This is a genomic window from Bacteroides oleiciplenus YIT 12058 (genome assembly GCF_000315485.1).
Lineage (GTDB): Bacteria > Bacteroidota > Bacteroidia > Bacteroidales > Bacteroidaceae > Bacteroides > Bacteroides oleiciplenus.
The window spans coordinates 55,885-70,040 of the sequence record NZ_JH992947.1; the positions used below are offsets into that span (position 1 = coordinate 55,885).

A 14,156-nucleotide genomic window follows, 5' to 3' on the forward strand; every position below is an offset into this window, starting at 1 on the left:
AGAACAGAGCAAGTGGATAATTATTGCTCGATAAAAGATAAGAATAAAATAAAGACAGCCGGGCCTAAATGATTCTTCAATTTATCAAAGGCATTCTTTATCTGCACACGAACTGTATTCACTGACAAGCCACACTCATCAGCAATTTCCTGAGGGGAAAGATTCTTATAAAGGTATTTTTCAAATATAATCCGACACTTTTCCGGCAATGTCCGTATAGCTGCATGCACTTGCTTCTTTATATCTTCGACTTCCAACACTTGCAAAGGTGTTTCTCCACTCCGGCAATATTCTTCTTGAAACAGCAATAAATCTTCTCTGAATTCATCCAGAACCCGTTCACGCGATCGTAGTGAACGAATATAATTCAGGCAACCATTTTGTACGCAACGCAACAGATAAGAATGAATAGGGAATTCCAGACCGCCATGTTTATTCCATATATGCACAAAGACATCATTTACAATTTCCTTGGCAACATCTGCATCGAAGATATATCCTGCCGCGCAAGTACAGAGATAAGTAAAATAGCTATTATATAAAGCAGCGAAGGCCCTCTCATCTCCTCGATTGATATTATCTATAATCGCTTTATCTATAAGTGATACTGATATTGCTTTGTGTGAACTCATTTTATTGATTTCAACGTCAATTTATTGTTTTCATAATATTCAGGAGGCAAATATAACTAATTATATTAATCCCGGAACAAGACTGGCATAAAAACAGCAAAGTGAATATTTATATCTTTTAGAGTAAAGACAGGGTATTTTAGCCTTATATATATACAAATCAAGTGCGAATTTCATGATCAAATCATACAATTCGCACTTAATTATTATAGATATAGAACTCTTATCCCAGGAACGAAATCAGCACACCGGCTGCTACAGCCGAACCGATTACACCGGAGATATTGCTGGACATACAGTAATTCAGTACGTGGTTTTTAGGATCGTACTTCGTGGCAATCTCGTTACATACACGACTTGCCATCGGCACAGCACTCAGTCCTGTTGCACCGATCAGTGGATTAATTTTCTTCTTGCTGAACACATTGAACAACTTCACAAAGAAGATACCACCTGAAATAGAAAGCGCAAATGCAAGGAAACCACCGACAACGATACCGATAGTCGTCCAGTTCAGGAACGCCTCACTCGTCATCGTAGCACCTACACTCAGCCCCAGGAAGATGGTTGCCGCATTCATAATGCTATTGGCAGCCGCATCAAATAAACGGCTCGTATCTGCGCCGATTTCCTTAATCAGGTTACCGAACATCAACATACCAATCAAAGGCACTGCCGTCGGCACAAAGAGAGCAACAACCGTAGTCACTGCTATCGGGAAAATAATCTTCAGTACGCGCAGATTCTTGATTTCTGTTTTCGAAGGATAGAGTTTCTCCTGTTCCTTCATATTAATCATCAACTCCTTCTTAGAGCAAAGTAGCTTCACCACCAACGGAATAATAACCGGTACCAATGCCATGTAAGAGTATGCCGCAATAGCAATTGGACCTAATAAATGAGGTGCCAGCTTGATAGTCGTGAAGATAGCCGTAGGACCATCAGCACCACCGATAATGCCCAGTGCACCGGCTTCTTGCGGTGTAAAGCCTATCATAACAGCACACAGCAACACTGTGAAAATACCCAACTGCGCTGCCGCCCCGAATATAGAGAGATGCAGGTTGCGCAGCATCGGCCCGAAGTCCGTCAGAGCACCTACACCCATAAAGATGATAGGCGGCAGGAAACCTGTCTTAATCAACATATAGTAGATGAAGTTCATCAATCCCAAGTCATGTGCAATTTCATGCAACGGCATTTCCCAGATGTTCTTCAATACCCCATTTACCATTACCATTCCATCCTGGTCTGCCTGAATGACACCCATATCGCCACCGGGAAAGTTGGCGATAAGTACACCAAAAGCGATGGGCACCAGCAACAACGGTTCGTAGTGCTTCTTGATACCCAAATACAGCAGAATGAAAGCAATGGCATACATCACCAGAAACGACGGGTCGGCAATGATATTGCTGAACGCCGTCATATCATAGAGTTTTGCAAATATTTCTTCCATCGCTGTTTATCCTATCTTCATTAATACATCATCTTCTGAAACAGTGTCCCCCGGAGTGGCACAAATAGCCGTAATTGTTCCGTCAAAGTCGGCACGGATGGCATTGTACGTCTTCATGGCTTCAATGTAGCAAAGCAGATCACCCTTCTTCACCTTATCGCCTACCTTCACCGGAGTTTCCTGTGCATTCTTCGTCAGGAAGAATTTGCCTTCCAGAGGAGCCGGAACATCTTGTCCTTCACCTACGGGAGCTTCCACTTTGGCCGTAGCATCTGCGGGCAGGTCGATGTCACCGTAAGCCACCGTCACGCGGTAAGCCTGTCCGTCCACCTGTACGGTGAGGGTTTTCGGTTTGGCGTCATCCAACGGGGACTTGTTAAGTTCCGCTTTCCGCTTCTCAACGTCTGCCAAGAAGTCTTCTTTTGCTTTACCGCTCTTATAAGCCTCGTATTGTGCCGGATGCATGGCGTATTCGAAGAGTTCTTCATCGTCCTCGCCCAAGTCCCATTTGTTCTCTTTCATCATCTTGCGATACTTGTCGAGTGCATCCGGATAGTTATCCTGGGGATTGCCTGTGAAGAACTTACGGCCTTCGCGTTCGGCTTTCTCTATAAGTTCGGGAGCCAGCGTGCCCGGCAACTTACCTGCCTTGCCCAGCAGCATATCCCAGATATCATCGGCAATCATACCCCAGCGTTCCTTGCCTTTCTCCATCGCAATCACGTTCATCATAGCCAAGTTCTTGACGTACTGGCTGAACGGAGTCACCAACGGGGGATAACCCACACGCGGCCATACGTAAGCCACTTCATTGAACAGTTTGATAAGCAATTGATCCTGCGTCATGAAGGGCAGATTGCGTTTTGCCTTATATTTATTGATAGATTCCAGATTGGATTCCAGGTCGGCCATAAGGCTACCCATCATACCGCCCGGAAGTCCCGGACCGATCAGCAGGGAGTTCATCAAGCGGTTCTTCGGGCTGATGTACAAACCGAGGAAATCGTCCATAAATTCCTGAATGAGGGCGCGCACTTTCATGTATGCCTCCATATTCACTTCCGGCACCTGGAAACCTGCGTCTTTCAGCATCGCCTGCACACTCAGCAAGTCGGCGTGTCCCGTACCCCAGGAAAGCGGTTCCATGCCTACGTCGATGTAGTCGCAACCTGCCTCACATACTTCGAGGATGCTTGCCATATTGAAGCCCGGGCCTGCATGGCTATGATACTGGATAGGGATTTCGGGATGTGCAGCCTTGATATTAGCTACAATCTTGCCCAACGATACCGGACGTCCGATACCTGCCATATCTTTGATACAGATTTCATCGGCACCCGCCTTGATGAGCTCTAACGCCATATTGGTGTAGTATTCTACTGTATGGATGGGCGAATGGGTGATACAGAGCGAACACTGGGAAATCATTCCGGCTTCTTTAGCGTAAGCAATGGAAGGAATAATGTTACGGGTATCGTTCAATCCGCAAAACGTACGTGTGATATCCGTTCCCTGTACTTTCTTTACTTTATAGAACAATTTACGCACATCAGCAGGCACGGGGCTCATGCGAAGACCATTCAGTGCACGGTCCAGCATGTGAGTTTGTATGCCAGCTTCGTGGAACGGCTTCGTCCATGCACGTACAGCTTTATTAGGATTCTCACCAAACAATAAATTTACCTGTTCAAAACCTCCGCCGTTCGTTTCTACGCGGGCAAAACAGCCCATCTCAACAATAGCGGGAGCAACCTTCACCAGCTGGTCTACGCGGGGCACATATTTTCCGGCACTCTGCCACATGTCCCTGAACACCAAGCTGAACTTAATTTCTTTTTTCATATCAAATAAAATAGGTGTGTGTTTTTTATTAAAAGATTATCATTTTATTTTCTCGACTTTAGCTACTTTACCCTTGCCCTGTGTCACCACCGTTACAGCGGCACTGATAGCAGCCAATATATTTCCGGGAATCGCTGCGGGACCTTGCGCACCTTTCTTATCCGGCACCACCTCTTCGGGGGCATACTTGTTAACCAGAAGGATAAGTCCTTTACCTAAGTAGATTACAATCAGCAGGATACAGAACACTGTTACCATACCTACCACCATCAGCATAAGCGCTGTATTGATATTTCCCATATTATAAATTATTAGTTATTCGGCCTGTTTTACGAAAAATCGTCCGAAATTAGCGAATATTTATAGAAGAAAGGCAGAAAAAAATGATAAAAGATGCTAAAACAAAAGTTCCCGTACTGCCGGAAGGGGCTGTACGGGAACTGATTATCACAAGTCGGATGCTCCAAAACGGAGGTTAACGAAGCACCGGGGAAGGTTATCCTAACGGATCTTCTTCTAAGCCACCTTCACCGGAGCCGCCTTGATTGCCACCCCCAGTGTTGCCACCAGTAGTGCTGCCATTGGCAAGCTTCTCTAGATCCGTCCAGTCAACATCAACATCCACCATAGAGCGGGTGGTAACCTGCTTGCCGCTGTTACGTTTCACCTCGGGAATGAAACGTACACGTATGCCATTAATCTGTCCGGAGTTCACCTCATCAGACGTGGCAACTCCCCTCTTGTTCGTAGCAGCTGTATAGTAGAAAGTTCCTACGCCCTCAATCTTCACCGTACGTCCCATGGCCATATAGTCAGCCATTACGCCTCCCAGGTTTTTCAGCACAGCAAATGTGTCACCGCGGGTGACAGTAGAGAGCAAGGACAGTTTGTCCGCTACCTTGTCAGTAGTAATAGGTGTACCGGTAGTAATTGCTTTCGGATACCACAAATCATTCAGTTTCGATTGAAATTTCTTGTAAAATGCCATAATAATAATGTTTTTAAATGATTAATTAATAATGTATATCTGATTTCTCTTGTCTCACCCGAGAAGCGGAAGTTTTCATCGTGAGGCCTCAACGATTCAGCCATCCGCTTTTCTCAAATTCGATGTTGCAAAGTTAGGGCTAGAAACAAGGGAAAACAAGAAAATGGTATCTACAACCATTTTACATAAACCACTTAAAAACAACAACTTGCAAAAAGCACGTCTCTACAATGAAGAAAAGGCAATAAAGCGAGATAAACAATCTTTTTGTGGTAATCTCTACAAGTATAGGACGTAAAGCACTGATAATGAAGAGTGGCATTCAAGACAGTCTCTACAAGCACTCTGTTTTCCTCTCTACATCGTTTCATCCATAAAAGTCTCTAACTTTCTTTTCAAAAGTTCCAATAAAGGAGGTGTCCGACCTAAATTCTTCTCTGATGTTGCTTGAATATTCTCATTCTCTTCTACCGGTTCAGCATCTGCTGACACTGTATCTGCCGCTTCTTCTGTTGCCGCATCCGCAATATCCTCACAAGAATCATTTTCATGTTCTTGCACAAGTTCCTTCTTCCGTGTCCTTCTTTCACCATAATACAGTTTCATCAGCGTATCCAGCCGTTCCTATTTCGCGACATCCACTTTATCCTTGGAAGAGGTTTAGTCAAGACGTTCATCATCAAAGCCCGTAGCGATAATCACAACTTTCACATCATCTTCCAAAGTATTGTCCGAATACAAGCCCCACAGAACCTCTATATCCAGTGATAAATCATCCATGAACTCATCCACCTCAGGGAGTTCAGAAATCACTACCGGGTTTTTCTCACAGGAGTAGATGATGTAAAGCAACTTATTCGCCTTTTCAATATCCACATTATTCAGCAAAGGAGAGTTCAAAGCATCCCAAATAGCCTTTTCTATACGATGTTCACCATTAGCACGCCTTACGGACATAATAGCCCCACCGCCATCTTTCATCCCTGTTTGCACATCGCAGAAGTCCCGGTTTACAATCCTTTCTATCATAATGATTTCGGCACTACTCTTAGTGGCTACCGTCAATATATCATCGGCTTCGGAAAATGCCTGCTCCACCGTAGTTGCCCCATCCGCATAAATATCCATCAAACGTTTTTTTTAGTCAAATACACATTCTTAACCAATTCATTTAAAGCCGCAATTTTCACATTCAACTGATGTTCTACAATCAGCTCATAATCACATTTCTTATCGCCCAACTTACCTGCTACCACAAATAACTCCAAGGATATCAAAAACAAGAAAATGATAATATAGAAAATCATGGCTTCCGTCCGAGTAAGGATAATCTCCAGCATAGCCCTCAATTCTTCCAAAAAGCCGATATTGGTTGACAATTCCTTACGCAAGCTATCTTCTACTCCCATCTTCCTCTGTACAAATTCATCCTGCTGTTCCCGTAGTCTGCTCAAATTAAGGTTATTCATTTCAACCTGCTTAGTCCGTGGGTTTGCCACCAAAACCGATGAAACTGTAGTCTCAGGTATTTTCTTGTACGTACCATCTTCTTGCAATACATTTTTATACTGAGTAGTTGTAGTTATAGCTTTTATCACGGGATTTTTTGCTATTTCTTCATTCAACATGGCAGTCTTACTTTCCAAAGAATCAATATTTAATTGAAGTTCATTGAGTTTGTTATCAATAACCTTCAATCTTGAAGGCAATAATTCTACAACTTGCCTATCCGTAATTTCCACCATCTTTCTCTTTATATCCTCACCAAATATCACTTGGTCTAAAATAGAAGATCCCAAGACTGCCATTATAACCGCTATGAAAAAGCGGAAAAAGAAAATGGATTTACTTGTTCCCACAGTCAATATTATCTGCCTCTCTATCTGAATCACTATAACAATAAAAATAACAGACGACAAGACACATCCCCATAAAGGCGCATGTACATAACGCTGGGCAAAACAGAACCCCGTAAAACCCCACAAAACAATCAATATCAGCAATGCCGCTGTATATTTCTTCAGATACTTAAAACTTGCTTCACTGCACTGCAACAATATTTCACGATTCCAACCGGTGAGAAAACACCCCAACTGTATCCACCATTTCATAATTAATCCTCCTTTTTTATTTGTGTTAACGGCGATACACCAAACTTTATTTGTTCTAATGACAATGCGCCAAGCCCCTTCAGAAAACCTCTTTCATAAGAAAGAAGCATCCCCGTCATATAAGGCACGTTTCCCTGAAAATCCCGTTCCATCCTATCCAATTCTTCTACATGTTGAAGCAACATCTCTTTTTCCATTTCAAGTTGTTTAACAAGATCAACTAGACCAGCCTCAGAGCGAGATTTTATATGGAAATCCAAATTGCGCAGATTATCCGTGTATTTCAGTTTTACTTGACGAAACTTTATTTCCAGATTACTACGAATCATAGACTTATTCATTTCCTTATACGAGACATCCGGATTAGACAATGCGTCATCATAACCTTTCGTCTCGTAGTCTTCCTTTAGGAAACTATAGATTAAATCAATAGGCATGCCAGTACCATAATTAATTAGCACTGCAGAACTGCCATTCCCGGCTGATTCCATTTCATCTGTTTCCCGATTTCCATTCTCAACAATTTCTTCTGTCATTACAGGAGCTCCTACGGATAGCTCCTGACGTTTTCTAAAATAATCAAATAAGCTCATACTATTTATGTTTTAATAATTAATACTTTCACTTTTTTTACAAATGGAACGTGTATCACTACAAATTCCATTCAAAGCACGAAGTGTATTCGTGCAGCCATAAATAGTATAGTTTAATTCTTCGACCCTCATTGTTAATTCAATGCATGATTCTTCTGCATTCCAACTACTATTCATGGCTTTCTATGTTATTCACTTGTTTATCGTGTAGAAAACAAGAAGGTAAACATCACGACCTGCAAAAATTAAAAGAAACAAGAATGGCATGCCCTAAATCCCAATTGCTCTAACAATTTGACACCCAAAGCCAGTTCCGGATTAAACTTCATACGATAATAATCATACAACATGGCAATTATCGGCTGTTTGAATTTTTCTTCATAATCACGAAGGAAAGTTTTCACTTCTGCATCCGAATATCCCGTTCTATTATTTATTATCTGATTCGGAGAATTCCCCAGATAGGCAAGTTTTCCATACTGCTTCAGAATGGCTGTATTTTTAGAAGATTGATAATAATATTGTCTTGCCTGCTTTAGCATCTCACTTATCCTACTTTCCAATTCTTCCAAACTCCAATTATTCATAGCTATAACTCCCGAATTCTTCCGAGGAGCTAATTCTTCTATCCTCAACCGCACACCAAAAGCAGCACTAACGCGCATTTCAAACACCTCCTCTTTTCCTTCAAGAAGAGACCTGTTACTCTTGAACCAAGCACGAAACCGTCGTACCGTTCCTGTTCCTCGTTCTTTAATTTCTTTTGGAATCAGAAAATTACAGAACTCAGCAGTCAGTCGTTCACAATCTTTCGTTTTATGATAACATGGAGTTTCACCCTCATATACATACATATAAGAGTCTCTTATTTCTGCTTTCTGATAAACCTCTTTCACAAATCTTTCAGGATTCATCAAAAGCTCTTTATATGCCAACAAAGATTGTTCTTCCCTTTTATTGAAGAAATAAATTGGACTATCATAAATTTTACCAGCCAAGTTCAACTTCTTCAAGTCTATTTTGCTCAATATTCGCTTTGAATTAGCCACAGTTATAAATACCATACTATTTACTCCTACTATTAATGACTACTATTTACTCTTCACTTGTTTATCGTAGAAGGAATAGAAAAGGTAAACATCCAAAAGAACTTTTTTCGCAATTAGTTTAAAGATTGCACAACAAAAACTGAAAAAACAAAGTCACAAAACCAAGATTTATAAAAGTTAATCATTATTTTTGCTATCAATAAGTGAATCGAAATGAAGCATCTTTCTGTAATCTGCCTATTACTATCATGCGTGCTCTGCTGTCAAGCGCAACAGAAGTATGCTTTGATTGTCGCTATCGCCAACTACCCCGAAGAATCCGGTTGGAACAATATCCACAGCAATAATGATTTGCAGATGTTACTACCACAGCTCAAAAGATTGGGCTTCCACATCAATACATTGGCAGACAAACAAGCCACCAAGAAGAACATTACCCAAGCATTGCAGCACCTCATTAAGCTGATCAAAGCCGGAGACGACGTTTGCCTGCACTTTTCCTGCCACGGACAACAAATGGAAGATGATAACAACGATGAAGCAGACGGACTGGACGAAGCACTTATTCCCTATGATGCCCGTTCCACATACAAGAAAGGCATTTATGAAGGAGAAAATCATCTGCGTGATGACGAGCTTGAAAAGTTCTTGACCAACATCAGGCAGAAAATAGGTATCAGCGGCTCTGCATTGGTAACTTTCGATGCCTGCCACAGCGGAACAGCCAGCCGCATAGAAGAATACGTAGAAGATGACGATGCTCCCATTCGTGGAACCAATGTTATTTTTTCCTCCAATCCTTTCTATATAGCCCCCGACTGCAAACAAATAGAAAGAAAGACAAGACTTATGCAACAAAGCGATTTATCACCTATTTGCATCATTAGCGCCTGCCAACCTTTTCAGCGCAACTTTGAAATTAAAGTAGGAAATAGCTATTATGGTACCTTATCCTATTCTTTCTATTGTGTGCTGAAAAAAGCAGAGAAATGGAACAGGGCTTGTTTTCCCAAGATATGGGAGCAATCCCAACGCCTCTCCTCAAAGCAAATTCCAATGATTGAATCCTCTTATGCCCTCTGAACCATGAAAGAAGACATTATATTCCACATACAAGACAATCGAGAAGTCAGCCGTATCTATTCCGAACTGAGAGTCAGCTTCTTTGCACATAATCGTGTCACCTTCCCCATGATAAGAGAAGAAGAAAGAGAAGAAATCTACAATGATTCCTTTATTGCTTTATACAACAACATTTCATCCGGCAAACTTCAACAACTGACTTGTTCCTTACAGACTTACATCAACCAGATAGGAAAGAACAAGTCCATCGACCTGCTACGCAAGAGAAGTCCGGAAGAATCTTTTCCTAATTATGAGATAATAGGATGCGGTAGCAGCCTTGACATTACAGACGATGACAATGATGCTATAACCATAGAACGACAAGAAGAAATATACAAGTTAGTGAAAGATATGGAGAACGACAATTGCCGCAAGATATTATTCGGTTTCTACTGGCAACGCTATTCCATGGAAATACTTGCAGAATTAACAGGGCTAAATAATGCCGACGTTGCCAAGAGCACCAAAGTTAGATGTTTCACCAAACTGCGGAATGCTGTTTTCGCTGCATTCCATAAAAAAGGACTGATATAAAATGGAGACACAGAAAAAAGATATAGAAGATTTGATTGCAAGGACAATCAGACAAGTAGGGCACGAAAAAGACATGCAAGACATTGAAACATTGAGGGCATTCGCTGCTAATATGAAAAGGAGAAGTAAGATTAGAAGATTCTTGATTCCAATCGCTTCCATTACGGCTGTCTTTGCACTTGTATTTTCACTGAACATATACCACAACAACCGTATAATGGATAGTGTATTCACCACCTATTATACTCCATTGGAATACGACCAAGAGTTAGCATCACGAGGAAACGATTCTATTTCCCCTGAACTAATATCTGCCATGAATGCTTATCATAAGGGAGAATATCAGGTTGCTTTACAAGAGTTCAATACGATGCAAAGTGTTGACAAGAATTTCTTAATCTACAAGGCTATTTGCCTTATAGAGACTAAGGAACTGCCTGAAGCAATAGAATTGCTTGAACAGTTAGTCAACGATGGAGAAGGTTCTGAATATTGGCAACAGGCTAATTGGTATTTGGCAATAAGCTATTTAGGTAATCATGAGAAAGATAAAGCCATGCTATTGTTTGAAGAAATCATTTATTCAAATGGAGTTTATAAGAATGAAGCGGAAAAAACAATTAAAAGCCTGAAGTAAATGTATTATTCAAATTTCCATAGTATAAAAAGTACTGTCATCTTACTCCTTTTTATAACATTTTCCGGCAATATTATGTCACAGAATAATCAGCAAAGTTATAGCAAGGAAGATTCTATTACATTTTACGTAAGGAGTGCAGAACAAATGTTCGCTCAAAATGAATATCAGCAAATGCTACAGTTTGCCAGTCTTGCCCAAGCTATGATTGACAAAGAACCTGAATTCGACTTAAATATTATTGCCTTTAACCACGCACTCATCGGTATTGCTCTTTATGAATTAGATATGAAACAAGATGTTTACGATCACGTCGAAGAGGCTCATTCTCATCTTAAAGAAGCAATAACCCAATATAAGGATACCACTGACTTGGTTTATGGGACTATTTCACACTATATAGGAACCATTGAAACAAATTTGAAAGATTATAAATCAGCCATAAGACATATTGAAAAAGCCATAACAATCAGAAAAAAAATACTGGGAGCTACAAGTATGCAATATGCGGTATCTCTCCACAATCTTGCTGCATGTCATTTTCATCTTAAACAATATGAAAAGACCATTGATTTAGAAAAAGAAGCCTTACCTATTTTTGTAGAAAATAAAAACCAGTTATATATTGCCACTGCCCATAAATGGTTAGGTAAATCTTATGCGTGCCTTGGCAAAAACCACCTTGCCATTCAATCTACCAAACAAGCCCTTATAACATGCAAAGAAATGTTTGGAGAAAAGAATCCGGATTATATATATATGCTGAATGATTTAGGCCTATATTATAACTTTATTGAAGAATTTGCTGAGTCTATCAAGATTAGTGAGAACGTATGTACTTTAGCCAAAGACGTTTTTGGAGAAAACTGCCAAGATTATATCACAGCACTTAGCAATTTAGCTTACAATCATGGTTGGCTGGGACATCTTGATATTGCTATTAAATATTTTAAAGAGTGTTCAAACATTGCAGAGAGAATCTATGGTGACAATCATGTAGAATACGCCAAGTCCATCGCCCACTTATCTTTCTATTTAGCAGAAAACAGACAACAAAAAGCATCTGCTTTATTACGTCAAAAAGCAATTACAATATTTAAAAGGAACAATACAGTATTAGATAACAAAGTTTATTTTTCGTTAGTATCTAAAGGCAATAAGAAACTGATTGAAAGTCGATTAAATGCTTTAAGAAGAGATTCAGTTGCCAATCAATATCAAATAGCGAGCACATTAATGCAGTTAGCTGAATACTATACAGATAAAGACGATTGCCAAAATGCCATATACTACCACGAAGAATCGTTAGCAATCTTCGATAACCTTCCAGAGAGAAGAAGTATAGAAAATCTCAAACAATTGGATTTATTAAGAAGTGAATATCTTTTTTGTAACAAGTATTCCTTATATATTCAAACGGTAAAGAGAGAACACGAATTACTCAAAACAATATTAAAAAAACAATTGACATCGCTCAACAACGACGACAGATTAGAATACAGTAAAGCGGCATACTCTTTTTATCAAGAATTAATAAACGACGGCTTTTATTTAAAAGAGTTACATGAAACCGAATATCTAAAATCTATCAAGTCCATTATCTATGAAGGATGCCTATTGCTGAAAGGGCTTGTTCTCAACATAGAACAGTCATCGCTATTATATAAAAATTCTTCATCAATTATATCAAACTATCAAATTTCACTACAAGAAATAAAAGAAAATTTATCAGCAAATGATGTATCCATAGAGTTTATCAGTTATTCAGACGATAGATATGAGAATGATGTGATTTCTTATGCAGCCATTATCACCAAAAAGGATTTGGAAAATCCCTTAATAGTACAAATAGCAACGGAAGAATTGTTAAAAATCGGAATACACAAGATACAACAAAGTGATTCCTTATCTCTTGATTTGCATCGACTATATAACCATATATGGAGATTTATTGCGGAAAACATCTTATCCACCAACAACAATGTTTACTTCTCTGCAAGTGGTGTACTCCACCAGATTCCATTAGAATCTCTCATCATCGATGACGGAAAAACAATGAGCGACATTTATCACATGCACCGTCTGTCCTCCACCCGTGAACTGGCTTTAAAAAAAACGCCCATAAAGTATAAAAAAGCAGCATTGTACGGTGGGCTAAATTATGATATGGCAGATAGCGATATGAGAAACGAAAGTTCCAAATATCAGCAAGGAAACAATACAGGCCTCTTCTCCACCTCCAGAGGTTTGCTGGAAGATTCTATCAGAGGACATAAGTGGATTCAGCTTGGCAATACACTGCAAGAAGTGGAATACATAAAGGATTTGTTGGAGAAAAAACATATTGCCGCCAACATTTTTAAAGGTAATAGCGGAAACGAGGAATCCTTTAAAGCCTTGTCCGGACAAGAATACAATATTATTCATCTTGCCACACACGGATTCTTCTATCCGGATGAAGATGCCAAGAAGAAAGATTATTTCAAGCCTATTCTGATGCAAGACGAACTAAATCTAAACCAAGTAGATATGTCTTTATGGCGTTCTGGGTTAGTGTTGTCCGGTGGAAATCGTGCATGGAAAGGCAACCGCATTCCTGAAGAGGTAGAAGATGGTATTCTAAAATCTCAAGAGATTAAAGACATGGATTTGCGGGGCGCAGACTTGGTTGTTCTTTCCGCCTGCCATACCGGACAAGGCGAAGTGACCAGTGAAGGAGTATTCGGATTGCAACGAGCATTCAAAATGGCAGGCGTACAGACCATCGTAATGAGTCTGACAGAAGTAGATGACCAGACCACAATGGCTATGATGAATAAATTCTATGCCAATCTTCTTTCAGGACAATCCAAGCATGATGCTTTCTATAATGCACAGCGGTACATACGTTCTATAAAAACAGACCCCATATATTGGGCAGGATGGATTATGTTAGACTAAAGTAAATAGAACCTGCATTTTTCCCGAAAATCATAATTTATTTCCGCATTTTTTCCATCCATACCTCATGCCAACAACCCACCTCCCCCTCCAGAACACCTCCTGAGAGGTGTGTGCGTGTGTGGGGGATACAATAAGTCAGAGACTGAAACAAACACCCACCGCAAAGCGGCCTGTTTTTGCGATTATTTGCAAAGAAAAGAGTAAAAAACGTTTATCTATCGTCTTCATTCTTATAAGTCCCTT

At 40.2% G+C, this 14,156-nt stretch carries 14 protein-coding genes; 4 read left to right on the forward strand and 10 right to left on the reverse strand.

The genetic code is table 11. The features are described 5' to 3' along the window. Nucleotides 1-20: 20 nt before the first annotated feature. The 10 genes from HMPREF9447_RS26305 to HMPREF9447_RS26345 all read right to left on the reverse strand — a co-directional run bounded on the left by HMPREF9447_RS26305 (nt 21) and on the right by HMPREF9447_RS26345 (nt 8,689). Nucleotides 21-614 carry an RNA polymerase sigma-70 factor gene (locus HMPREF9447_RS26305; RefSeq protein ID WP_044138778.1) on the reverse strand — a complete coding sequence of 198 codons (594 nt, stop codon included), beginning with the start codon at nt 612-614 and terminating at the stop codon, nt 21-23. Nucleotides 615-855: 241 nt separating this feature from the next. Then, on the reverse strand, nt 856-2,091 hold the full coding sequence (locus HMPREF9447_RS26310) for a sodium ion-translocating decarboxylase subunit beta (RefSeq protein WP_009132688.1): 1,236 nt from the start codon (nt 2,089-2,091) through the stop codon (nt 856-858). 6 nt (nt 2,092-2,097) lie between these two features. Continuing rightward, on the reverse strand, nt 2,098-3,933 hold the full coding sequence (locus HMPREF9447_RS26315) for a biotin/lipoyl-containing protein (RefSeq protein WP_009132689.1): 1,836 nt from the start codon (nt 3,931-3,933) through the stop codon (nt 2,098-2,100). Nucleotides 3,934-3,972: 39 nt separating this feature from the next. Next, a complete protein-coding gene (locus HMPREF9447_RS26320) occupies nt 3,973-4,233 on the reverse strand; it encodes an OadG family protein (RefSeq protein WP_009132690.1) in 261 nt (86 codons plus the stop codon). A 196-nt stretch (nt 4,234-4,429) separates the two neighbouring features. Next, nucleotides 4,430-4,921, reverse strand: coding sequence for an HU family DNA-binding protein (locus tag HMPREF9447_RS26325; protein ID WP_009132692.1), 492 nt, complete (start codon nt 4,919-4,921; stop codon nt 4,430-4,432). A 357-nt stretch (nt 4,922-5,278) separates the two neighbouring features. Next, nucleotides 5,279-5,527 (reverse strand): hypothetical protein, encoded by a 249-nt coding sequence (locus tag HMPREF9447_RS27545; RefSeq protein ID WP_009132693.1) that lies wholly within the window; start codon nt 5,525-5,527, stop codon nt 5,279-5,281. A 54-nt stretch (nt 5,528-5,581) separates the two neighbouring features. Next, nucleotides 5,582-6,049, reverse strand: a complete 468-nt coding sequence (locus tag HMPREF9447_RS26330; protein WP_009132694.1) for an FtsZ/tubulin family protein — start codon at nt 6,047-6,049, stop codon at nt 5,582-5,584. Then, the gene (locus tag HMPREF9447_RS26335) at nt 6,049-7,032 is read right to left on the reverse strand and encodes a DUF4407 domain-containing protein (RefSeq protein WP_009132695.1); all 984 of its coding nucleotides are present in this window, start codon (nt 7,030-7,032) and stop codon (nt 6,049-6,051) included. Before HMPREF9447_RS26335 ends, HMPREF9447_RS26330 begins: the two co-directional genes overlap by 1 nt. 2 nt (nt 7,033-7,034) lie before the next feature. Continuing rightward, the gene (locus HMPREF9447_RS26340) at nt 7,035-7,625 is read right to left on the reverse strand and encodes a hypothetical protein (RefSeq protein WP_009132696.1); all 591 of its coding nucleotides are present in this window, start codon (nt 7,623-7,625) and stop codon (nt 7,035-7,037) included. A gap of 245 nt (nt 7,626-7,870) precedes the next feature. Continuing rightward, nucleotides 7,871-8,689 carry a hypothetical protein gene (locus HMPREF9447_RS26345; RefSeq protein WP_009132698.1) on the reverse strand — a complete coding sequence of 273 codons (819 nt, stop codon included), beginning with the start codon at nt 8,687-8,689 and terminating at the stop codon, nt 7,871-7,873. Nucleotides 8,690-8,887: 198 nt separating this feature from the next. Between HMPREF9447_RS26345 and HMPREF9447_RS26350 the strand changes: the two genes are divergently transcribed. The 4 genes from HMPREF9447_RS26350 (at nt 8,888) to HMPREF9447_RS26365 (ending at nt 13,910) form a co-directional block, all read left to right on the forward strand. Continuing rightward, nucleotides 8,888-9,757, forward strand: a complete 870-nt coding sequence (locus HMPREF9447_RS26350) for a caspase family protein (RefSeq protein WP_009132699.1) — start codon at nt 8,888-8,890, stop codon at nt 9,755-9,757. Nucleotides 9,758-9,760: 3 nt separating this feature from the next. Beyond that, nucleotides 9,761-10,333, forward strand: a complete 573-nt coding sequence (locus HMPREF9447_RS26355; protein ID WP_009132700.1) for a hypothetical protein — start codon at nt 9,761-9,763, stop codon at nt 10,331-10,333. A gap of 1 nt (nt 10,334) precedes the next feature. After that, entirely contained in the window at nt 10,335-10,970 is a 636-nt protein-coding gene (locus HMPREF9447_RS26360; RefSeq protein WP_009132701.1) for a tetratricopeptide repeat protein, read from the forward strand. A gap of 75 nt (nt 10,971-11,045) precedes the next feature. Continuing rightward, nucleotides 11,046-13,910, forward strand: coding sequence for a CHAT domain-containing protein (locus HMPREF9447_RS26365; RefSeq protein WP_167549139.1), 2,865 nt, complete (start codon nt 11,046-11,048; stop codon nt 13,908-13,910). Nucleotides 13,911-14,156 lie beyond the last annotated feature (246 nt).